This is a genomic window from Corynebacterium sp. KPL4072 (assembly GCF_037908395.1).
Lineage (GTDB): Bacteria > Actinomycetota > Actinomycetes > Mycobacteriales > Mycobacteriaceae > Corynebacterium > Corynebacterium kefirresidentii.
Map to the genome: position 1 here is coordinate 72,918 of NZ_JBBMGE010000010.1, position 21,760 is coordinate 94,677.

General features: G+C 59.2%; 22 protein-coding genes and 1 tRNA gene. 10 read left to right on the forward strand and 13 right to left on the reverse strand.

Annotation, left to right across the window (positions count from 1 at the left end):
* Window positions 1–91: 91 nt before the first annotated feature.
* Complete coding sequence (locus tag WMP97_RS10555) at window positions 92–973, forward strand: HAD family hydrolase (RefSeq protein WP_248099242.1); 882 nt, start codon at window positions 92–94, stop codon at window positions 971–973.
* Here the strand turns inward: WMP97_RS10555 and WMP97_RS10560 are convergent.
* Complete coding sequence (locus WMP97_RS10560; protein WP_445293092.1) at window positions 970–1,686, reverse strand: oxidoreductase; 717 nt, start codon at window positions 1,684–1,686, stop codon at window positions 970–972. The genes WMP97_RS10555 and WMP97_RS10560 overlap by 4 nt on opposite strands.
* Window positions 1,687–1,794: 108 nt before the next feature.
* Here WMP97_RS10560 and WMP97_RS10565 point away from each other — a divergent pair, with 108 nt between their 5' ends.
* On the forward strand, window positions 1,795–2,298 hold the full coding sequence (locus tag WMP97_RS10565) for a phage holin family protein (protein ID WP_445293093.1): 504 nt from the start codon (window positions 1,795–1,797) through the stop codon (window positions 2,296–2,298).
* 136 nt (window positions 2,299–2,434) lie between these two features.
* Window positions 2,435–3,349 (forward strand): alpha/beta fold hydrolase, encoded by a 915-nt coding sequence (locus tag WMP97_RS10570; protein ID WP_340440473.1) that lies wholly within the window; start codon window positions 2,435–2,437, stop codon window positions 3,347–3,349.
* Here the strand turns inward: WMP97_RS10570 and WMP97_RS10575 are convergent.
* The 4 genes from WMP97_RS10575 to nth are packed head-to-tail and all read right to left on the reverse strand — an operon-like array spanning window position 3,346 to window position 6,527.
* The gene (locus WMP97_RS10575; protein ID WP_200288352.1) at window positions 3,346–4,542 is read right to left on the reverse strand and encodes a MarP family serine protease; all 1,197 of its coding nucleotides are present in this window, start codon (window positions 4,540–4,542) and stop codon (window positions 3,346–3,348) included. The genes WMP97_RS10570 and WMP97_RS10575 overlap by 4 nt on opposite strands.
* Before the next feature lie 57 nt (window positions 4,543–4,599).
* Window positions 4,600–5,301, reverse strand: a complete 702-nt coding sequence (locus WMP97_RS10580) for an NUDIX hydrolase (RefSeq protein ID WP_200288353.1) — start codon at window positions 5,299–5,301, stop codon at window positions 4,600–4,602.
* Entirely contained in the window at window positions 5,298–5,861 is a 564-nt protein-coding gene (locus WMP97_RS10585) for a TlpA family protein disulfide reductase (RefSeq protein ID WP_259824763.1), read from the reverse strand. The genes WMP97_RS10580 and WMP97_RS10585 overlap by 4 nt, the downstream gene beginning before the upstream one ends.
* Before the next feature lie 9 nt (window positions 5,862–5,870).
* Window positions 5,871–6,527 carry an endonuclease III gene (gene nth / locus WMP97_RS10590; RefSeq protein WP_316330939.1) on the reverse strand — a complete coding sequence of 219 codons (657 nt, stop codon included), beginning with the start codon at window positions 6,525–6,527 and terminating at the stop codon, window positions 5,871–5,873.
* 341 nt (window positions 6,528–6,868) lie between these two features.
* On the opposite strand from nth, the gene glxR reads away from it, so the two are divergent.
* Window positions 6,869–7,552: a CRP-like cAMP-activated global transcriptional regulator GlxR gene (glxR, locus tag WMP97_RS10595; RefSeq protein WP_005323128.1), complete on the forward strand. Its 684-nt coding sequence runs from the start codon at window positions 6,869–6,871 to the stop codon at window positions 7,550–7,552.
* A gap of 175 nt (window positions 7,553–7,727) precedes the next feature.
* Here the strand turns inward: glxR and WMP97_RS10600 are convergent, their stop codons facing one another.
* The 4 genes from WMP97_RS10600 to WMP97_RS10615 are packed head-to-tail and all read right to left on the reverse strand — an operon-like array spanning window position 7,728 to window position 9,548.
* On the reverse strand, window positions 7,728–8,543 hold the full coding sequence (locus WMP97_RS10600; RefSeq protein ID WP_248099244.1) for an MBL fold metallo-hydrolase: 816 nt from the start codon (window positions 8,541–8,543) through the stop codon (window positions 7,728–7,730).
* 18 nt (window positions 8,544–8,561) lie between these two features.
* Window positions 8,562–9,020 (reverse strand): RidA family protein, encoded by a 459-nt coding sequence (locus WMP97_RS10605; protein ID WP_023020409.1) that lies wholly within the window; start codon window positions 9,018–9,020, stop codon window positions 8,562–8,564.
* Window positions 9,021–9,179: a DUF4177 domain-containing protein gene (locus tag WMP97_RS10610; protein ID WP_005323131.1), complete on the reverse strand. Its 159-nt coding sequence runs from the start codon at window positions 9,177–9,179 to the stop codon at window positions 9,021–9,023.
* A 45-nt stretch (window positions 9,180–9,224) separates the two neighbouring features.
* Complete coding sequence (locus WMP97_RS10615) at window positions 9,225–9,548, reverse strand: WhiB family transcriptional regulator (RefSeq protein WP_023020408.1); 324 nt, start codon at window positions 9,546–9,548, stop codon at window positions 9,225–9,227.
* 144 nt (window positions 9,549–9,692) lie between these two features.
* On the opposite strand from WMP97_RS10615, the gene WMP97_RS10620 reads away from it, so the two are divergent.
* Window positions 9,693–12,182: a transglycosylase domain-containing protein gene (locus WMP97_RS10620; protein WP_340440474.1), complete on the forward strand. Its 2,490-nt coding sequence runs from the start codon at window positions 9,693–9,695 to the stop codon at window positions 12,180–12,182.
* A gap of 30 nt (window positions 12,183–12,212) precedes the next feature.
* Here WMP97_RS10620 and WMP97_RS10625 read toward each other — a convergent pair whose 3' ends face one another.
* A complete protein-coding gene (locus WMP97_RS10625; RefSeq protein ID WP_023020406.1) occupies window positions 12,213–12,677 on the reverse strand; it encodes a GatB/YqeY domain-containing protein in 465 nt (154 codons plus the stop codon).
* Window positions 12,678–12,710: 33 nt separating this feature from the next.
* Here WMP97_RS10625 and WMP97_RS10630 point away from each other — a divergent pair, with 33 nt between their 5' ends.
* Together WMP97_RS10630 and WMP97_RS10635 are read left to right on the forward strand one after the other, a co-directional pair.
* Entirely contained in the window at window positions 12,711–13,601 is an 891-nt protein-coding gene (locus tag WMP97_RS10630) for a metallophosphoesterase (protein WP_200288358.1), read from the forward strand.
* Between the two features lie 78 nt (window positions 13,602–13,679).
* A tRNA-Pro gene (locus WMP97_RS10635) sits at window positions 13,680–13,756 on the forward strand.
* A 34-nt stretch (window positions 13,757–13,790) separates the two neighbouring features.
* Here WMP97_RS10635 and WMP97_RS10640 read toward each other — a convergent pair.
* Window positions 13,791–15,155, reverse strand: coding sequence for a CitMHS family transporter (locus WMP97_RS10640; protein WP_259824765.1), 1,365 nt, complete (start codon window positions 15,153–15,155; stop codon window positions 13,791–13,793).
* 456 nt (window positions 15,156–15,611) lie between these two features.
* Complete coding sequence (locus WMP97_RS10645) at window positions 15,612–17,060, reverse strand: hypothetical protein (RefSeq protein ID WP_340440475.1); 1,449 nt, start codon at window positions 17,058–17,060, stop codon at window positions 15,612–15,614.
* An 85-nt stretch (window positions 17,061–17,145) separates the two neighbouring features.
* Here WMP97_RS10645 and WMP97_RS10650 point away from each other — a divergent pair, with 85 nt between their 5' ends.
* On the forward strand, window positions 17,146–17,733 hold the full coding sequence (locus WMP97_RS10650) for a hypothetical protein (RefSeq protein WP_340440476.1): 588 nt from the start codon (window positions 17,146–17,148) through the stop codon (window positions 17,731–17,733).
* 91 nt (window positions 17,734–17,824) lie between these two features.
* Here the strand turns inward: WMP97_RS10650 and WMP97_RS10655 are convergent, their stop codons facing one another.
* On the reverse strand, window positions 17,825–19,375 hold the full coding sequence (locus WMP97_RS10655) for a catalase (protein ID WP_200288362.1): 1,551 nt from the start codon (window positions 19,373–19,375) through the stop codon (window positions 17,825–17,827).
* Between the two features lie 105 nt (window positions 19,376–19,480).
* Between WMP97_RS10655 and WMP97_RS10660 the strand changes: the two genes are divergently transcribed.
* Window positions 19,481–20,023 carry an RNA polymerase sigma factor gene (locus WMP97_RS10660; protein WP_200288363.1) on the forward strand — a complete coding sequence of 181 codons (543 nt, stop codon included), beginning with the start codon at window positions 19,481–19,483 and terminating at the stop codon, window positions 20,021–20,023.
* A 284-nt stretch (window positions 20,024–20,307) separates the two neighbouring features.
* Window positions 20,308–21,714, forward strand: coding sequence for a YkvI family membrane protein (locus tag WMP97_RS10665; RefSeq protein WP_340440477.1), 1,407 nt, complete (start codon window positions 20,308–20,310; stop codon window positions 21,712–21,714).
* The last annotated feature ends 46 nt before the right edge of the window (window positions 21,715–21,760 follow it).

Below are 21,760 nucleotides of genomic sequence, written 5' to 3' on the forward strand. Positions count from 1 at the left end.
CAATCCCACTTTATTGACACGCCAACCACCATTAACTGCAGCCACTTCAACACCACTAAGCGCGAAGGGCGGCTACACTCGGCAGCACACCATGACGAATTCCCGCGAATCCTTTCCTCCCCGCCCCGCTAGCACGAGTCGCGCCGGCGGCGAACACGCACGCACCGCGGCGTTTTTCGATCTCGATAAAACCATCATCGCCACCTCCTCGGCCTATGCCTTTGGCCGCGAGTTTTTGCACAACGGGCTCATCTCCCCGGCCGAAGCACTGCAGCTCTCCCTGGCGAAAGCCAGCTATATGTTTTCCGGCCTCTCCAGCGAAGGCATGGACGCTAGCCGCGATCAGCTCACCACGATGGTCACGGGGTGGTCCGTGGAGGAAGTGCGCTCCATCGCCCGAGACACCATGCACCACGTGGTCACTCCCTCCATCTATGCCGAGGCCCGGGAACTTATCCGTGCCCACCGCGCCGCAGGCGACCACGTGGTCATTGTCTCTGCCTCCGCTGCCGTGCTGGTAGACATCATCGCGGAGGAGCTCGGCGTCGAGCACGTCATCGCCACCGAATTGGCAGAAAAAGACGGACGCTTTACCGGCGAGGTGCTCTTCTATTGCAAGGGCCCGCATAAGGCGGAAGCACTAGAGCGCACTGCCGCTGCAGCAAACATTGATCTTAATGCCAGCTATGCCTATTCGGATTCCGCTACGGATATCCCGATGCTGGAGAAGGTTGGCCACCCCGTCGCGGTCAACCCGGACAAGCAATTAAAGCGCCACGCCATCAGCCATGAGTGGGATATTCGATCCTTTAAGGACCCAGTGCCGCTCCTGCCTGCGCCATCCGCTAAAGAAATCGGAATCGGCGCCTCCGTGCTGGCGGGGACCGTGGCGGCTATCGGCGCCGGGCTGTGGCTTGCCCAGCACCCTGACCGCCCCAGCTTCCCCAAGCGCGGGCCACGGCATACCTCTTAAGCGGCTCGCGCAATCGCGTCGGCCTCTGCACCACCGGTTGCCCAGGCAGCGAGGTGGGTAAGGAGGGCGTCGGCAAGCGCGGTGCGGTAATTATCCACCGCATCGGCATACTCAGCGCGGTGGCGGGTGTAGTAAACCTCGGGCACGGCGAAACCGCGCGGGTCAAAACCCGTATGCACAGCGGCAAGGCGGGAAGCAACGCGAGCGACGAGGCCGCTGCGAGGGCCGAAAAACTGCCCTGCGGCGATCTCGGCATGGACCACGCTCGGTAGAAGGCGATCAAAGGCGGGACCATTACCCTGCGCGATAAGCTGGCCCAGCCCTTGCAGTCGTGCGCTTTCACCGGCTGGGATACCGGTGCCACCGGCCGCGACGTCAATGCGCGCTAAAACCTGCAACGGCGCGCGGGCAAAGGAGCGCACCGTGGTGTCCAAGAGCTCCGGCGCGGCCACAGAGTAGGCGCTTACGGCGCTGGCCAACGGCCCTTCTTCCACATTTTCTGGGCCCGGATGTGGGGGGAAGGCGTAGCCATCAAGCGCCACGCTAGAACGGGCACCGCGCATAAGTGACTCGGCAGAAATAACCTCAAACTTTCGCAATCCTGCAGGTCGGCGGTGTGCACGGGCAATGGCAGCGGCGGCTTTTTCTGCACTTTCTTTCACCCCCGGCAGGCGAAACAGCGGGGATAACGCGTCAATTTCTGACATATACATTAGGATAGCCGTGGAAGTCCCTACGTATGCGTGGCACCATGGGAGAATAGTGATTCCATTATTATTAGGGACATTACAAGGTTTAGATAAACGCGAGGAGAATTAATCGTGAGCAACGATGGACTGTATACCGACGGTACTGATCAATTTGCACCGAAGGTGAACTCGATCCCATTGAGTGACGTGGATACGTCCTCGTCCGAGACCTCGGTAGGCCAGCTGGTCTCCAACGCCACCGAGCAGATGTCCCAGCTCGTACGCTCCGAGGTGGAGCTGGCTAAGACCGAGCTGGCAGAGTCCGCAAAGAAGGGCGGAATTGGCGCTGGTCTCTTCGGCGGCGCTGGCACCATCGCGCTGTATAGCTCTTTCTTCTTTTTCTTCTTCCTGGCAGAGCTCCTCGCCATCTGGCTGGACCGCTGGGCAGCGTTCCTGATCGTCTTCTTGATCATGATCGTCCTCGCCGGCATCCTGGCCTTTGTTGGTCTGAAGAACGTCAAGCAGGTGAAGGCGCCGCAAAAGACCATTGCCTCCACCAAGGAGCTCAAGAACCTGGTTCCGGGCAAGGCACAAAAGTCTCTGGACCGAAAGACCACCCACGGCCTCTACACCTAAACCGGCAGGCGCCACGCACACGCAGCACGCCACGCAGTCGTGCTCCCCTCTATCCGCCCTAGCTAGCCTGGGGCGGATTTTGTGTACTTTTCCCTATCCTCTACCGTTTCTGCCCCAACTATAGAAAGGCGGCACCATGGCCTTTGCACCCCTGCCTCCCTCAACGGTGGAGCTGGAGGGACCTTATGCGCATGACTTCGTCCATACCCGCGGCATCCGCCTGCACGTGGCCACGGCGGGAGAGAGCACGCAGCCACTAGTGGTACTCATCCACAGCGCCTTTGGTGGGTGGTTCGACTACCAAGACGTCATTGCGCCGCTTGCGCAGCGCGGCTTCCACGTCGCGGCGGTAGATATGCGCGGCTTTGGCATGTCCGATAAGCCACCTATTGATGCGGGGCAAGATATTCGTACCTTGGTGGGCGATATCAGCGGGCTCATCCAGGCCATGGGCCACGACGATGCCTTTGTGGTCGGTGCCGATACCGGCGGCGCGGTGGCTTGGTGCTTAGCCGCTGAGCGCCCCGAGCGGGTGCGCGGCTTGGCTTCCATCTCCGCCGCTCACCCGGTGGATCTGCGCCGAGCGATTGCCGCCCGGCCGTGGGATTTTGGGTGGATTAACCTGCGCTCGCTGCTGTGCCGCCTACCCCGCGTTACCCGCGCCCAGAACCTGCTACTTAGCCCGCGCGCCTACCGCAAGGAGTTGGAGCTGGATACGGGGCCTTCGCTTAACGGAGCCACCTTTGACCGCATCCTCGATCTACGCCTGCGCGCCTCCCGGATCGGCAGCGTTCGGCGCGGAATCTTGTGGAACCACCGTATGCGCACCGCCGTTGTCCCCCTGAACTGGGTGGAACTGACAGTGGAACGACCCGTCCTTTTCATCCACGCCCAACAACGGCTGTGGAATCCCGTGGTCCGTCGCGCCGCCTTGCGCGCCCGCCACGGTTTTACCGCCACGACCGTGCCCGGTGCGAAGAACCTACCTCACGTGGAAGCACCGGCGGAGTTCGTCTCTACGCTGGGGGCGTGGCTCCAAGAATATACCTAGTGGGCCACGCACTCACCGGTATCGACCGGGTGGGTAAGCTGCGCGACGTCCCCGATCTGACTGTTGACTTCATCAGCGGTGAGCGCATAGCCCGTCTCAGAGTCATCCACCGAGGCGCCAAAGACCACGCCTAGGACCTCGCCGGCCGTATTGACCAGCGGGCCGCCGGAATTTCCTTGCTGGATGTTGCCACGAACGGTGTAGGAATCGCGCTCCACATGCCCGTGGGAGTAAATATCCGGGCCGGAAATGGTGATGCGATCGCGCACACGCGCCATCTCGGCGTCGAAAGGCCCAGAATGTGGGAAGCCCATGACCATCGCATCATCGCCCGTCTGGGCCGGGGTCTGGGCCCACGGCAGCGGATCGATGCCGAGGTCGCGCGAATGCAACACCGCCACGTCCACGTCTGGGTTGTAGTAGACCACGGTCGCATCCTTAAGCCCCAGCTTGGTATCAAGGCGCACGGTCTGCGTGCCGGCCACCACGTGGGCATTGGTGATCACGTAGTCATCGGCCGTTACGAAGCCGGAACCCATGAGGCGGCGGGAGCACTCTTCGGCGTCGCCAAGCACGTGAATGATGGAGGGCCGCATGCGGCGCACCAGCTCCGGATCCTGCACGTCTGGGTCCGGCTCTTCTACCTCCTCGGTGCTAATAGAGTTTTGCCACGGCGACACTAATGGCGGCAGGCCGGACTCATTAAGCATTGCCGCCACACCATTGGGCAGCGCCGCTACCCGCGCCGGCGCGGCCGAGTTGAGGTTGCCCAGAATGCGCGAATCGCGCAGGCCCTGACCGGCCGCACCACCCAAGTTGGTGGCCACAGGGATAGAAATCAGCCAAATAACCACCAAGGCGGCAAAGGCTTGGAATACCGCACCCACCGCAGAATCGAGGCGCTGCGTCTTGCGCGCCTTCATGCGGTCGCGCACGCTGCCGCCCAGAGAGGAGCCGATGAGCTGCCCGATGCCCACGAATAGCACCAAAATCCCTACCAAAAGCAGCAAGCGCAGCGAGGGCTGCTCCACCAGGCGCAATGCGGCAGGTGCCACGGCAATGCCCAGCACTACCCCAGCACCCACTCCGATGGAGGCCAAAACTGCCGCGAGGGCACCATTGCGCCACCCACTAAGTAGCGCCAACAGGACGGCGACCACAATCAGGCCGTCAACGATAAGCGCAGGAGTCATGGCTATGGATTCTTTCTATTTGGGGGTTAAGACGTACACGTACCGCGGCACAAGCGGTTAGGACATCTTCTCATTATTGCGGGAGTTTTTGAGGGAGTCACGCAGGTCCATGACTGAATTATTATCCCAAGGAACGCTCCACCCAGAGTGCTGCAAGAGGGCCGAAAGCACGCCGGCGGTAAACCCCCAGATGACATAGCCATTGGCATGAAATGCTGGTCCTTGCCATTTTCTAAAGCCCACCACGAAGCGATTGTGTGGATCGACCAATTCCCGGATGGGAACGAGAAAGACGTCATCGGTTTCATCAGGGCTGGCGGGATAGACCTCCCCCGGCTGGTTCCAATGCGCCAGGATCGGGCTCACGGGATTGCCGGTGGCACGGATATGCAGTTGGCTCCACTGCTCCAGCGGGGTCACGGAATTACGCTGCAGGTCCGTTTCTTCCCAGGCTTCCCGCAGCGCAGTATCCACTAGCGAGGTATCACCGGGATCTCGGCGGCCGCCCGGGAAGGCAATTTGTCCGGAGTGAGAACGCATGGACGGCGAGCGGTGCGTGAGCAAAATGCTGCCCTCCTCCGCGCTTTCGCCGCTAAGCAGCATGAGCACGGCTGCTTCCCGTTTGACCGGCACCTGCGCAGTAGTGCCATTGAGTGACGAGGCCTGCCGGTTGCCAATGAGCTCTTGCACCTGGCTCGGGTCTACCCCCAACGCTGGCTTGAGCCATTCTGGTGTGTACTCGGGACGAAGTTGGCTCATGCCGCAATCGCCTCTTTCACGGCCCGTTCAATCTCCGCTGCGGAGCTAAAGGGCTGCGCAAATTGCTTGCGTACTTCGCCGTCCTTGAGCACCACTGTCACCGGAACTACGCCTGGCAGGCTTAACTGACCGGCAAATTTATTATCCGCATCCTGGAAGCTCGGCAGATCCACTCCCACGTCATTCAAGAAAGCCGCACCGTTTCCCGCGTTCTTATCCGCGTGCACACCCACGACCTGCCATTCTGGGTGCGTCTCCGCCACCTTTTGCAGATAGGGAAGCTCCGCGCGGCACGGCTCGCACCACCACGCCCACACGTTGACCACGCTCACACCTTCATCGGCACGCTTTCCGGTGGCCTTACCGCCCAAGCAATCCAGCTCTACCCCAGCTACGGTGCCGGCTGGACAGTCTGGACGCTGCGGAACTTCTTGCGGAGCAGCCTCGGTTGGCAACGCCTCCTCGGCTTCGTCCCCACCCCGCAATTGCGAGACCCCCACTACGGCGATAACGGCAATGAGGATCGCGGCAATCACCGTGCCAAGGACGTAGTTCTTCATGCCTTAAGCCTAGCGCCCACTAGCCGCTGGACACATATCCCGCAGCACGCATGCACCGCACTCCGGCGTGCGCGCATGGCATACCTGGCGCCCATGAAAGATGACGCGGTGAGAAAACATTGTCCACTCTTCTTCTGGCAGGAGCTTGGCGATGTCCCGCTCAATCTTTAGCGGCGTCGTCTCCCCTGTGAGCCCGAGCCGCTGCATGAGGCGGCCGAAGTGCGTATCCACCGTCAGCCCCGGAATCCCAAAGGCATTCCCAAGCACCACCAGCGCGGTCTTACGCCCCACGCCGGGCAGGCTGGTGAGCTCTTTAACCGTGCGGGGAACCTCGCCTGCATAATCTGCCACCAGCTTCTCCCCTATGCCTAAAAGGTGTCCCGCCTTAGCTCGTTGAAAACCCAACGGGCGCAGGATGCGCTCCAGTTCCGACCGCTGCGCTGCTGCATAATCTGCGGCCTCGGGGTAGCGGTAAAAGAGTTCAGGGGTCACCGAGTTCACGCGCTCATCCGTGCACTGGGCAGAAAGCACCGTGGCTATCAAAAGCTGCAGCGGGGAGTCATAATCCAAGGCACAACGCGCATCTGGATACTCCTGTGCCAAACGCCTATTTATCTCCGGTGCCCGTAGCTCCGGCGCGCTGGCCGCTGACAGTGCTGAATTCATGGCATAAAGCTTAGTAGACTAGGAAAACATGATTTCACTTGTGATTCTGGTACCGCTTGCGATCGCCCTTTTCGCCCTCCTGATGGAAAAGCTCGAGGCAGTTGTTTTCGCTGACTAAGCCGCAAACTCGCTGGCCGGAGTTGTGCCTCTAGCACGATCAGAGTTTCTATAGTGTGACAAAAATTCACTGAAGTACCAAAAGTGACCAATTACACTGTAAGATGAAACTCGTTACACAGTGACCCCGCTTGTTCCGCATTGTCGAGTGCATGAAAGACCGCACCCAGATGTGGCGCAGGCGCATCTATGGACTTTCGTAGTCGACATCCAAGGAGTAAAACGTGGAAGGCGTACAGGACATCCTCTCCCGCGCCGGAATCTTCCAAGGCGTTGATCCCGTTGCAGTGCAGCACCTCATCGAGCAGATGGAGACCGTGCGCTATCCGCGCGGAACCACCATCTTCGACGAGGGCGAACCTGGTGACCGCTTGTACATCATCACCTCGGGCAAGATTAAGCTCGCTCGCCACGCCCCGGACGGCCGCGAAAACCTCCTGACCGTCATGGGCCCATCCGATATGTTCGGCGAGCTGTCCATCTTCGACCCGGGCCCGCGCACCTCTTCCGCAGTATGCGTGACCGAAGTTCAGGCGGCCACCATGAACTCCGAGCTGCTCAAGAAGTGGGTTGGTGACCACCCCGAAATCGCACAGCAGCTGCTACGCGTCTTGGCACGCCGCCTGCGTCGCACCAACGCCAACTTGGCCGACCTCATCTTCACGGATGTTCCCGGCCGCGTGGCAAAGACTTTGCTGCAGCTGGCCAATCGCTTCGGCGTCCAGGAAGGCAGCGCCCTGCGCGTAAACCACGATCTCACCCAGGAAGAGATTGCCCAACTGGTCGGCGCCTCTCGTGAGACCGTCAACAAGGCGCTCGCCACCTTTGCCCACCGCGGTTGGATCCGCCTCGAGGGCAAGTCCGTGCTCATTGTCGATACCGAGCACCTCGCCCGCCGCGCTCGCTAAGTAAGCGCGAGCTCGCCACACCCCCGCTTAAAGCGGGGGTTTCGCTGGTTTTCGCCCCCCTTGCCCAGCATTACGTGAAGGCCAGCCCCACTTCCCTGGTGCACCAGCGCAGGGGCTAAAACAATTAAGCCCCTTTTCCTACTAGGAGGAAAAAGGGGCACATAGGAGATACGGCTTATTTAGTCTTGCCGTCCAAATACTTCAGCGCGGTGCGAGTGGACTGCTCCGCAGCGTGGCGCAGTACCGGATCCACATCATCGTACATCTCGTTGACCAGGGTATTCAGATCTACATCCTCACCCAAGCGGGAGCGGATCTCCTTAATCTGATCAAGGCGGTAGTGGCGGCGGTCGATATACTTGCGAGCTACCTGGGACGTGTCATCCAAATCTGGGCCGTGCCCTGGGAACAACGCGATATCCTTACCGCGCTCCTCTAGGGTATCCAAGGTGTGCAGATAGTCGGCCAAGTTTCCGTCCGTCTCCGAAAGCAAAACGGTGTGACGGCCTGCGATGGTGTCACCGGAAATAATGCCTTCGAGACGGGAGTTTCCTACTTCACCGCTCCACACAAAAAAGCAGGTGGAGTCCGCGGTATGGCCAGGGGTGTGAACAACCTCGAGGCGAGGGGTGATGCCGTCGAGGGAGATATGCTCACCATCCTGCAGCGCCTCGGCACCGTTGCAGTAACTCGGATCGAATGCGCGAATGGGGGCGCCGGTCATCTGCCGCAGGCGCTGCGCGCCAGATGCGTGATCATCGTGGCGGTGAGTAATCAAAATCAATGCCACCTCACCTGCGTTGCGGTGCACAACGTTGAGATGGCCTTCATCCTCTGGACCCGGGTCTACGACGATCGCCCGGGAGTCTTCAGCGGCGCGAATAATCCACGTATTCGTACCCTCAAGGGCGGTGTAGCTGGGGTTATCACAAAGGACTACGCCAACGGATTGGCTGACGGGACGCAATTGACTATATGCAGGGTGCTCCATAGTTACTAGCCTATCCGATCAAGCAGCAATTTCTACGATTAGTTCGATCTCTACCGGCGCGTTTTTAGGCAACGCAGCCACACCAACGGCGGAGCGAGCATGCGTTCCGGCATCCCCAAAGACTTCACCAATGAAATCCGAGGCGCCATTGATAACTGCTGGCTGATCTGCATAGCCCGGATCAGAAGCCACGAACCCCACAATCTTTAGCACGCGGGAGATATTATCTAGGCCCACCTCAGCATCGATGGCGGCGAGCGCATTGAGCGCCGCGATACGGGCCTGTTCTTGGGCTTGTTCCGTAGTGATTTCGGCACCAACCTTGCCGGTCAGCGGCAAGGTTCCCTCCACGAGGGGAAGCTGACCGGAGGTCCAGACCTGATTTCCTACGCGCACGGCCGGCACATAGGAAGCTAGCGGCTTGGCGACGCCCGGTAGCTCGTACCCCAGCTCCCGCAAGCGAGCATGAAAGCCCATTTACTCTGCCACCTCGCGCTTGAAGTAGGCCACGACGTTTTCTGGGTTCGGGCCAGGGGTGACGGTAACCAGTTCCCAGCCGTCTTCACCCCAAGAATCGAGGATCTGCTTCGTAGCGTGGGTAAGAACAGGTGCGGTTGCGTATTCCCATTTAGTCATGGGTCCCATTCTAACTATTAAATACGCCCCACGCCGTCAAAATTCTTAAATCCCGACGAGTTCGCCGCCCTCAGCCAAGTAGTGCGCCCAATCCGTGATGTGAGGGTTCTTGCGCAGCAATGCACGGCGCTGACGCTCGGTCAGCCCGCCCCAAACACCAAACTCGACGCGGTTATCCAAAGCATCGGCACGGCATTCGGTCAACACCGGGCAGTGGCGGCAGATGACCGCCGCCTTGCGCTGTTCTGCACCGCGCACAAAGAGGGCATCCGGGTCACCTTTACGGCATTTAGCCTGGGTAACCCACTCACCACGCTCGGGATTTCGGGCTGTATTAGACATTCCAGCAGTCTTCACACGAACGGTCATGGGTGAGTGTGCTCCTTCCCAGACGGAATACTATGTAACGCGCCTAAGTCTATTCACCCAGGTAGAAGATTGTCTAACACGTCACACTTTAGGGGGTGCGAGTGATCTTCCACCCACCGAGGGCGACCACGTAGTGTATGGGGCGTGACTGTCATCAAATCTTTGGCCAAGATAGCCCTGTCTACGGTCTTGGTAGGCGCGCTGATCGCCCTGGCCCTTGCCCCCTTCGCGGGCATTTCCGGGGTAGCGATTGCCCGTACTAACGAAACCATGCAATCTGACCTGCAAGATCTGACGGCCGGTAATATCCCTGGCGTCACCACTATTAAAGATGCCAAGGGCAAGGACATGGCCTATGTCTTCAGCCAGCGCCGCCACCCGGTGGAGGGAAAGAAGATTTCTAAAGCCATGAAAAACGCCATCGTCTCCATTGAGGACGAGCGCTTTTATGATCACGAAGGCGTAGACTTCCAGGGCAATTTCCGCGCACTGTGGACCAACCTGACCTCGGGTGGTGTCTCTCAGGGTGCTTCTACCATCGATCAGCAGTACGTAAAGAACTACTTGCTGTTGGTTTCTGCTACCACCGATGAAGAGCGTGCCGCGGCCACCGAGCAATCCATAACCCGCAAGCTGCGCGAGATGCGCATGGCTACCAAGATGGATGAGGAGTTAGATAAGGATGACATCCTCACCAACTATCTCAACCTGGTGTCTTTTGGTAACCATGCCTATGGCGTCGAGGCCGCAGCCCGCACCTATTTTGGCACCCACGCCTCTGAGCTCACGGTGCCACAAGCAGCAATGCTGGCGGGCATGGTCCAATCCTCTGAGCGTCTCAACCCCTATACCAACACTGGCGAAGTAACCGAAAGGCGCAATCTCGTCCTGCAATCCATGGCGGATAACGGCTATATCAAGCAGCAGGAAGCGGATAAGTATAAGGGGGAAAAGCTGGGCGTCGGCAAGAAGCCCCAAACGCTAGCCAATGGCTGCATCGGCGCGGGTGACCGCGGTTTCTACTGTGATTATGTGCTGAAGTACCTGGATAAGAAGGGCATTAGCGAAGAACAGCTGGCGCGCGGTGGCTACACCATCAAAACCACGCTGGATCCAACGGTGCAAAATAAGGCCCTTCAGGCCGTGCAAAGCCACACCAACCCGGACGCCCCGGGCGTGGCGGAAGTCATGGACGTCATCAAACCCGGTAAATCGGATCGCAAGGTGCTGGCCATGGTCTCCTCCCGTGACTATGGCTTGGACTTGGACAAGAATGAAACCATCCTGCCGCAGCCCTATTCCCTGGTAGGCAACGGCGCCGGCTCCGTGTTTAAGGTCTTTGCCGCCGCGGCCGCGCTTGAGGCAGGCTATGGCATTAAAAACACCGTGGATGTGCCCACCCGCTACGAGGCGGAAGGCCTTGGTCACGGCGGCGCCGCCGGCTGCCCGGCGGACCGCTACTGCGTGGAAAACGCTGGCGCCTATAAGGCCACCATGACGCTGCAGGAAGCACTGGCCCACTCGCCCAATACGCCTTTTATCAAGCTCACCGAGCAGGTAGGCGTAGCCCCCATCGTTGATATGGCCGTGCGCTTGGGCCTGCGCTCCTACGATGACAAGGGCAGCTTTGATAAGGACACCTCGATTGCCCAGCACACCAAGGAAGCCAATTCGGGTTCCTTTACCCTGGGCCCAGACCAGGTCAACCCGCTGGAGCTAGCCAATGTGGGTGCCACGCTGGCCTCGGATGGCAAATGGTGTGAACCCAACCCCATCGCCCAGATCACCGATAAGGAAGGCAACGAGGTCTACCTTAAAGAAACCCCTTGTGAGCAGGCGGTGGATAAGGACGTGGCCCGCGCCATGAGCAATGCTTTGTCCGAAGATGCCAAGCAGGGCACGGCCAAAGATGCCGCCCAGGCGGCCGGCTATTCCAGCCCTATCGCGGCAAAGACCGGCACCACCGAGTCCAACCAGTCCTCTGCTTTCTTGGGATTCAATGAGGGCATTTCCGCCGCTCCTTATATTTATAACGACGGCACCTCCACCGTCCCGCTGTGTACTGGCCCGGTGCGCCAGTGTGCGGGTTGGGGCAACCTCTACGGCGGCCTGGAGCCGGCGCAGACCTTCTTCAGCATGGCCTCCCAGCTGCCGAGAGCAACCAAGGCTGGTCTGCCGAATTACAATAAGAAATACGATAACGGCACCACGGCCGATAAGACCCTAGATGGCCTGCGTGGCAAGTCCGAGGCCGAGGCGCGCCAGGCCTTGGAAGCTAAGGGCTATGTGGTCAAGACTTCCCGCGTCATCGGCGGCGATGTGCCTTATGGCCGCGTAGTTCGCGCCATTACCGGCAAGGACGGAAAGAAGAAGGGGGCAGAAATTACGCTGCAGCTCTCCGACGGCGCCGGGGCCTCCCAATCCCCCTCCTCCGGCGTGGCCGATGCTAACTCCACCGGCACGCAAAATAGCACCGGCGGCGCTAATACCGACGGTGCTACTAGTCCGGGCCGCTCGACTGGCGGCACAGGCGGTGACGGTGGAGGGGGCGGATTCTCGCCGGAAGACTTTGGCATCCGCCAAGAGGACATCGATAACTTTGCCAACGATATCCGCAGCCTGCTTGGCCGCTAGGCTCCGCCGCCCAGTGTGGTCTCGCCCGCTCTAGCTCAGCTGGGCTTTGACCTCAGCGGACAGGCGCTTGCCGTCCGCTTGGCCGGCGGCCTTGGCATTGGCCACCTTCATTACGGCACCCATCTGCTTCATGGTGGGTGCTTCGCCGTTTTCGGCTTCGACCTCGGCGATGGATTCCTTCACCAAGGCCTGCAGCTCGGACTCGTCTAGCTGGCGGGGCTGGTAGGCCTCGAAGAAGGGGACATCAGCAAGCTCGGCTTCAGCCAACTCCGGACGCCCATTTTCCTCATAGACCTCGGCGGACTCGCGGCGCTTTTTGATTTCGCGCGCAATTACCTTAAGGATATCGGCGTCCTCCAGCTCGTGCCGGGAGCCGTTAGTCTCCTCGGCCTGGATGGCGGCCAGCAAGGCACGGATGGCGCTGGTGCGCTGCTTCTCCTTCGCCTTCATTGCGGTTTTCAGATCTGCACGGATGGTTTGTTTTAGCTCGCTCATGCCTATCAATGTACGCCAGGTAGGGTGGTAGCCGTGAAACTTTTACGTATTCTTGGCGGCCTCACCGCTGCGGGCCTGGGCGCCGCAGCATGGGGCTATAGCGAACTGACCAAATTCGAGCTCAAGGAATATACGCTCCCTCTCCTGCCCAAGGGCACTCTGCGTGGCAAGCCGGAATTTCGGTTGCTCCACCTTTCTGATCTGCACATGATCCCGGACCAAGAGACCAAGATTGCCTGGGTCTCCGCCCTCGACGCCCTGGAGCCGGACCTCGTAGTCAACACCGGCGATAATCTCTCCGATCAGCAGGCCGTACCCGATACGCTGCGCGCTCTCGGTCCGCTGCTGGCCCGCCCCGGCCTCTTTGTCTTTGGCACCAATGACTACTGGGCCCCGCGTCCGGTCAATCCCTTCAAGTATCTGCTGGGCAAAAAGCGGGAGCCTTCCTATGTGGATCTGCCCTGGCGCGGTATGCGCGCCGCCTTTATGGAGCACGGATGGCGCGATGCCAACCAGGCTCGGCATGAGTTTAAGGTGGGCAACGTCCGTCTTGCCGCCGCCGGCGTGGACGATCCACACCACGATCTGGATGATTACTCCGAAATCGCGGGTCCTCCCAACGAGGATGCTGATTTGTCCCTGGCCCTCCTCCACGCTCCCGAACCCCGCGTGCTGGAGAAGTTCGCGGCCGACGGCTACCAACTCTCGCTCTCTGGTCACACCCACGGCGGCCAAATTTGCCTGCCGGGATCCCGTGCACTGGTAACCAATTGCGGCATCGACCGCGACCGCGTGCAGGGGCTCCACGATTTCGGCCCGATGAAAATGCATGTCTCCAATGGCTTGGGCACCTCCAAATTTGCCCCCGTACGCATCTTCTGCCGGCCCTCCGCCACGCTGCTAAAAATCACTGAGGTGGACTAAACGCAACCACCTGCCGTTTTGTTGATTGCGCTTAGCTTGCGTTAAAGTATCGAGGTACCGCTTTTCAAGGCGGAACGCCGGGATATGGCGCAGGTTGGTAGCGCGCTTCGTTCGGGACGAAGAGGTCGCAGGTTCAAATCCTGTTATCCCGACCATGAGCCCGCAGCTGTGCTGCGGGCCTTTCCTTTACTAGGCCAACATTCCCATAAACAGCGCCGCGGCCACCAAGATGGCGGAAAATAGCCACGCAATGGGGAAAGCCAGCTTGAGATATTTACCCATCTGGCCTTCCGCTAGCCCCAACGCCAACCATAATGCGGGTGAGAACGGCGAGACGAAGGTGCCCACCACGTTACCAATGATGAGCGCGCAAGCCGCACCCATACCGCTGACCCCAAAGCTTTCCACGGTTCCCTGAACAATAGGAAGAACTGAGAAGTAATAGGCATCCGTCGAGGTCAACAAGTCAAGCGGTACACCAAAGAAGCCCACAATAACGTGGAGATGCGGCGCGACACCCTCCGGCAAGACGTTAACTAGCGTCAGGGCGATTTCTTCAAGCATCTTCGTTTCATTGAGAACGCCCAAGAACATGGCCGCGGCAAGAATGACGCCCGCCATGGCCAATGCATTAGGCGCATGGCGCCGTAGGGCCTCGCCTTGTTCCATGGAACCGCTGAAATTAATGGCTAGCGTGATAGTAGTGGCCACGAGGAAGGCTGGGGCGGGCGGAACTACGCCCGATAGCAGAGCCACTAAGACCGCAAGGGCTACGACAACGTTGACCACGGTAACCCAGCGTCCCGTGCGGAAGTGGTAGCCCAATTTATGTTGTTCACGTACCTGTGCAGCAGCGAATTCATCGGCCAATTCATTCACGTCTACTGCCGTGCCGCCTGCTATTTCGCCGCTTTCGCGCAAACCCGCTATGCGGCGCTTTTCCCGCCACCCCAAAAGCGCAGCCAAAACGAAGACCAGCACAATCGCTACGCCCTGAATGGGCAAAAGTTGCACCCAGATGGCATTGGGCTCTTGATCGACTACGGCGCCGGCCCGGCCAAGCGGGCCGCCCCAAGGAACCATATTCATTATGGAGGCGGCCATCGCCACAATGGTGATAAGCACGTAGCGCGACATATTCAGCGCACGATAGAGCGGGAGTAGCGCGGGGATGGTGATAAGGAAGGTGGTAGAACCAGATCCATCGAGGTGCGCTACTACGCCGATCGCCGCAGTGCCCAACGTTACGGCCATGATTTTTCCGCGGGTAGCCTTGATTAGCGCGCGGATAACCGGAGTAAATAGGCCAACATCTTGCAATATGCCAAAGAAGATGATGGCAAAGATAAACATCACCACAACGTTGATGACGGAACTTAAGCCTTCACTGAAAAAGTCAGATATTTCGCCTAGACCAAATCCACATACTAGGGCACCAACTACAGGCACCAATGTCATGGGAATGATGGGGTTTACCCGGCCGCGAATTAAAATTCCCACCGTCACGAAAATGACCAAAAGGCCTACGGTCGTAAGGCCGAGCGGGGTCTGCATAGTGCTCCTTTACAAGTTGACGTCCCGCCGTGCCGCACGTGACACAGATAGACGGGGTGTGACTCAGATTAAACCCTGGCCACCGGCAGCACTACCACTACCTCAAAAAATTCACACCACTTTGAATTGAATTGTCTATAGATAAGTGTCGTCAAAAAGGTATGCAAAGCGTGAAAACTACCCCACCCCGATAAAACGGCGGCCGTTGTGCACGGATTCTTGCGCAGAAAATGCAGATAAATACCCCATATATGGGAAACGACGCGGTGCCCCTACAGCGCCGCGTCGTCCCTATTCCCTATCACTCACAACGGATTGGAGAAACCGTTTGCCTACCCCCTAAGTAGGCTTTGTGAGCAAGACCAACTGTAGCATTCACACAATGCAAACGGTAGCGGACACCAAGATTCCCAGTTTCCACCAATATTTTTTATTCTTAGGTCTGCATTTTCAGACCTAATTGACCGAATCTTTAGTTTTTACTGTGGACAAGGCCCACCATTTTGCACTTAACCCAACGAGAGTGACAGCCAACAATACCGCAATCCCAGCCCAGAGGACGGCTTGTTCGCCTTCGTTGCCCGCCACCGTGACGGCCGCGGTAGTCCAATTCAGCGGAAAAAGATTAGAAATAACTTGCCATACTTTAGAAACCCCGGCAATTGCAGCGGATTTCCACAACCAGCCCACCAGCGCGGTCTGGCCGATGCCAAAGAGTGCCGCAAGAATACTGCCGGCAGTAATACCGCACAGGCCTAGCAGGCCACGCGTAATGGCCGTCATGGACAGCGCGCCCAGTAGCAGCGTCACCCCAGACCAGGCCGCCGCCACGGGAGTAAAACCAGTGGCAAGCACGAAGAGGAGGATTTCCCCGATGGCCACCGCAGCCAGCGTTCCGCCAGCCACCATTAGCCAAGGGCGGAACCCTACGTGCCAGGCCACGCCAGCTGCCGCACCTGCGAGCAAGACCAAGGCGGAGATCAGCAGCGCCACAATAGGACTCAGCAAATGCGTCGGGCCTTGGGATGCAGTATGCACCGGCGGCAGGGCACGCTGAATATCGCCCACGTTCGTCTGATTTTGGGCCGCCATGCCGGAGAGCTTGCCGGCGCCGTCGTCAAGCTTGTCCACGCCTTCCTGCGCCTCACCGACGCGCTTGCTAAGCTCCGCTATACCCTCATTGAGCTCTTGCGCGCCCGATACCGCCTGATTCACGCCATCGTGATAGGCGTAGCCATTGACTGCCAACTGATTGGACAGATCGCGCGAGCCGTCCTTGAGCTTCTTGAGCTGGCCAGTTACCGAATTATCCAGGCGGAAATTATTCACCTGCGCGCGGAGATCACCCAGCTGCGCGCGAATATCCTTCGCTTCTTTGGATTTATTGCCTTCTAGATCGTGCATCGTGCCATCGATGGCCTGCAGGATCTGCCCCTGGACGGCCCCGAGGCCGACCACCTGGTCCACAGCGCCACCTACGCCATTGGCCAGCTCCGTGGCGCCGCCACCGAGCGTATTGGTTCCAGACTGCAGCTGATTGAGGCCGGATACCAGTTCTTGGGAGCCCGTCGCCAGCTTGTCGACGCCCCCTCCAAGCTCATCCGCCCCCTTGTTGAGCTCCCCCGTGCCGTCGTCAAGCCGCTTGGCGCCCGATTTAAGCATGCTTGCCTGTGCCTGGGCGCGGCTGGCTGCTTCGGCGGCTTCTTTCACCTCTGGAGAGGAAGAATTTTCCCGTGGCGCGCCAAACGGCTGCGCGGCGCTAGACCAAGCATGGGCAGGTTCCCACTGCGCGAGGCCCGCCACCGTAGCTCCGATAACCAACGGCAGGGCAAGCAAGAAGATCAAGAGGACGCTGCGCCACCGGGAGGGAGACGCAGCGTCTGGGGAAGCAAGGCGTGAGGTCATGGTAATGAACCTATCCTTGCAGGTCACTCCCCTGCTGCAGGCGCGCCGAGCACCCCACATTGCCGATTACTCTAGAATATATGGCATGCCCCACATTTATTCCCTAGCTCCTTCCCGTTACCTTGCCACCGCGGCCTTCGTGCCGCTGTGCTTTGGCCTTGTTGCCTGCTCCAACGACACCGATACGTCCGCAGAACCCGAGTTTTCCGATGCCACTGCTCTTAGCTCCTCCGCCGAGGAGACCTCCTCCGAAGAAGCCACGAGTGAGGCCACCACGTCGGCAGCCGCAGAGACCACCGCCGAGGCTGAACCTACTTCCGTAGAAGCAGCTCCCTCCTCATCCCCCGCAGAAGCAGGCGATAAAGAGAGCGAAGACCAAGCCGCCGCGCCCGCCGATACAGGCCAGGGCGATTGCTCCCCAGAAGCGCTACAACCCACGGCCCCCAGCATGACAAATATCCGAGTCAGTGACTGCGATGGCCAATGGGCGCACTTCGGCAAGGACAGCACGGACTGGACAGCTTGGGCGCGCTACGACAATGGCCAGTGGGTAGCCATTGAGCCCATTGGCGAAGCCACCTCCGGCATGACCGCCCCGTGCTACGACGTAGACAAGTGGGCCGCCGAGGGGGCGCCCGCTTTCCTTACCGAAAATATGCGCCGCTGCGACTAGCCGCACAGCATAACTTCGCCCCCGTACCGCGCTTTATAACTGCGCGATACGGGGGCGGAGTTTTTAGTGCGGAGGGACTGCCGCGGAAGGATTACTTCTTCTCGGCGTAGACCTCACGCACGCGCTGGCCAAGGGCTGGGTGCACCTTAGTCCAGTAGTCGTAAACGCGCTCCTCAGTTTCCTCAGATACACCTGCCATAGCATTGGTGATATTGGTAACCAAGCGCTCCTTGGCGGCGTCATCATAGACGTTTTCGTACAAGTCGCGCGCCTGCACGAAATCATCATCTTCGGAGTGGCGAACGTACGGTGCACGCACCAGATCGCCGCCGTAGGACTCCGGATTGATATAAAGCTCCGCCGCGGTGGTGGTCTCGAGCTGGGAGCGGTCATTCACAGCGGCGTCGTCAAGCACGCCAGTGCCCTTTTCATAGCGGTTCGGTGAGTACACCGGATCCTCCGGGGCATTGAAAAGGAACTGCATGCTGCCCTCGTGCTGATAAGTATTGACCTCATCCACATTCTGCGGCTGGTTGACCGGCAACTGCTGGTAGTTCGGGCCAATGCGGTAGCGCTGCTGGTCAGCGTAGGCGAAAACGCGTGCCTGCAGCATCTTATCTGGGGAGAGGCCAACACCCGGCACGATATTGGATGGATCGAGCGCCACCTGCTCAATCTGCGCAAAGAAATTGCGTGGGTTGCGGTTGAGCACGAAGTAGCCCACATCGTGCAGCGGGTAATCCTTCTTGGACCAGACCTTGGTTAGGTCGAAAGGATTAAAGCGATAGTTCTCCGCCTCATCCAGCGGCATGATCTGTACCTTGACGTCCCAGACTGGGTAATTGCCCTCCTCGATGGCGTTGTAGAGGTCCTCGCGGTGGCAATCCGGGTTCTGGCCGGCGGTCGTGGTGGCCTCCTCGTCGGTGAAGTTCTCTACGCCCTGGCGGGTCTTAAAGTGGTACTTCACCCAGAAAGCCTCGCCTTCTTCGTTGACCCACTGGAAGGTGTGGGAGCCGTAACCATTTTGGTGGCGGGTCGACTTCGGCGTGCCGCGGTCACCCATGAGGTAGGTGACCTGGTGGGCAGACTCCGGGTTGCGGGTCCAGAAATCCCACTGCATATCCGCATCGCGCAAACCATTGGTGCCCAGACGCTTCTGGGAGTGGATGAAGTCAGGGAACTTCTGGCCATCGCGAACGAAGAAGACTGGGGTGTTATTGCCCACGATGTCCAGGTTGCCTTCCTCGGTATAAAAACGCAGCGCAAAGCCGTGTACATCGCGCCAGGTATCCGGGGATCCCTGCTCACCGGCGACGGTGGAAAAGCGGCCCATCATCGGGGTGACGGTGCCCTTCTGGAAGACCTTGGCCTTGGTATAGGCGGATACATCTTCCGTAATGTGCAGCTCACCGAAGGCGCCGTGGCCCTTAGCGTGCGGGGTGCGCTCCGGCACGCGCTCGCGGTTGAAGTGGGCAAGCTTTTCAATGAGGTGGATGTCATTGAGCACCACTGGTCCCTGCTGGCCAGCAGTCACCGAGGTGTTCTCGGAAGGAACTGGTTGGCCAGACGGGCGGGTGGTATTGCCCTTGCCAGCGGGGCGCTGGCCCTTGTTCAGGATGTCATCAGCGGTGAAATCAGTCATTTTGCCTCCTGGCAATCAGTGGATATGTACCACCAGTGTGGCAAAAGAATCACCGGTTGTCAGGGATCTAAAAGGAGTGTAGGGGCTACTGGTAGATTCATTCAGGTGACTCACCACTCCGCAGCAGATGACGCCCGCGTCACCGACCTTGCCCTTCGGGCCGGTCGCGGTGACCGTGCGGCGCTGACGGAGTTTATTAGGGCTACCCAGGATGATGTGTGGCGTTTGCTAGCGCATTTAGGCGGGCCGGAAGGCGCCGACGATCTCACCCAAGAGACCTATCTGCGCGTGATCAGCGCCCTGCCACGCTTTGCGGCCCGGTCCTCGGCACGCACGTGGTTGCTGTCTTTAGCCCGGCGGGTGTGGGTGGATAATATTCGCCACGATATGGCCCGGCCGCGCAAATCTGCCACCGAATACGAAGACGCCATGGGTGCGGCACCAGAAGAGTCCACGGCATGGAGTGAATGGATAGATGCCCGCGCGCTTATCGACGCCCTCCCGGCCGACCGCCGCGAAGCCCTCATTCTCACCCAGGTGCTGGGCTACACGTACGAGGAGGCGGCCAAGATTGCTGGCGTGCGGGTAGGTACTATCCGCTCCCGCGTCGCGCGCGCCCGCAAGGATCTGATCGCAGGGACAGGTTAATACCCCCATACCGGCCCCTTGAGGCGGCGAGATAATTTCACCTGCAAATTGTTACGCTCTGGTTACCTTGCACCCCAAGAGCCCCAATTTTTGGCATTTAGCTGCAGGTTGTACACCGGATACTGGGTGAAGGAGGCCACAATTAGGGCGATTCTTGCCCGAAAGATTTGTCCAATGTGTGGTTTATTAGATGTGTACACACGTGATAAATCGACCGTCGATCCGGGCCCGTGCGATCCCAATGCCGGGCCCGGCGCGTGTGAGTAAGAGAGTTTCTCCCTTTCATGTTAAAACGCGCAATCGGAATTTCCATGGCGTTTATCGGCGTCGTCGTGGGCGCAGGCTTTGCCTCCGGCCAGGAGGCCATGCAGTTCTTCGTAGCCTTTGGCGAGTGGGGTCTGTGGGGCATCGCCCTAGCCGCTGGCCTGATGATGATCACCGGCGTGTCCATCCTGCAGCTCGGCTCGTATTTCCAGGCCGAGGAACATACCGCTGTCTACGACAAGGTCGCATCGCCGTTTACCGCCAAGATTTTGGACTGGTCAACACTAGTTACTCTGTTTTCCATCGGCTTCGTCATGTTTGCTGGCGGCGGCTCTAATATCAATCAGCAGTTCCCCTCCGTTCCGGTATGGGTGGGCGCCACCGCGATGCTGATTCTGGTACTGCTCGTCGGCCTGATGGATGTTGACCGCGTGACCGCGGTCATCGGTACCATCACCCCGTTCATCATTATCTTCGTGGTGATTGCCACCGGCTACACCATTCTCAACGCAGATGTTGATTTTTCTTCCCTCAATGACTGGGCAGTAGCTAACGTCGATACCTCGCTACCTAACTGGTGGCTGTCTGCGTTGAACTACACCGGCCTGAACGTTATGACGGCTGTGTCCATGTCCATCGTCATTGGCGGTAACTTCCTGGATAACCGCGCAGTCGGCATCGGCGGCCTCATTGGTGGCCTGCTCTACCTGATCCTTTTAGCCCTGCTGGTCTTCGCCCTCTTCTTCGAGGCCGAGACCGTCAACGGCGAGGATATGCCGGTGCTGGCCCTCATCACGAGCATCCACCCGGTATTCGGCGTGTTCATGACCTTCATCATCTACGGCATGGTCTTCAATACGGCTATCGGTATGTTCTACGCCTTGGGCAAGCGCTTGACCCGCAATAATCCCAAGCGCTTCTACCCTGTCTACGCTGTTTGCTGCATCATCGGCTTCATCCTGTCCTTCGTGGGCTTCCAGACGCTGGTCAGCAATGTTTACCCAATTCTGGGTTACCTGGGTCTGTTGATGATCGTGGTGATGGTCTTCAACCGCATCAAGAACGGCAGCAAGCTCTCGGATGAGTCCGACCGCCGCATGCGCGCACACGAGCTGGTTTCCCGCCGCTTGGATCCACGCAAGCGCTTCACCAAGAAAAATGAGCGCGAGCTGCGCAAGCTGGCTGCGGCTTCCAATATGGAAACCACCGAGTTCGTCACCAATATCGCAGAAGAGATCCACGAAGAGCTCGAAAACGATGACGACCTTGACTACGACCGTGAAGATCCGGAGCCATCCGTGACCTACGTGCAGCACACCAAGCCGGAGGTTCCGTCCTCCGATAGCGACCTTGACTTTGGCAAGAAGGATGCTGCCGCTGATAGCGGCAAGGCTACGGGCACCGCCAAGCCAGTCTCTGAGGACTAGCCTTCTCGCCCACGTCAATCAAGATAAAAGCTCGGCGCCCTCCTTA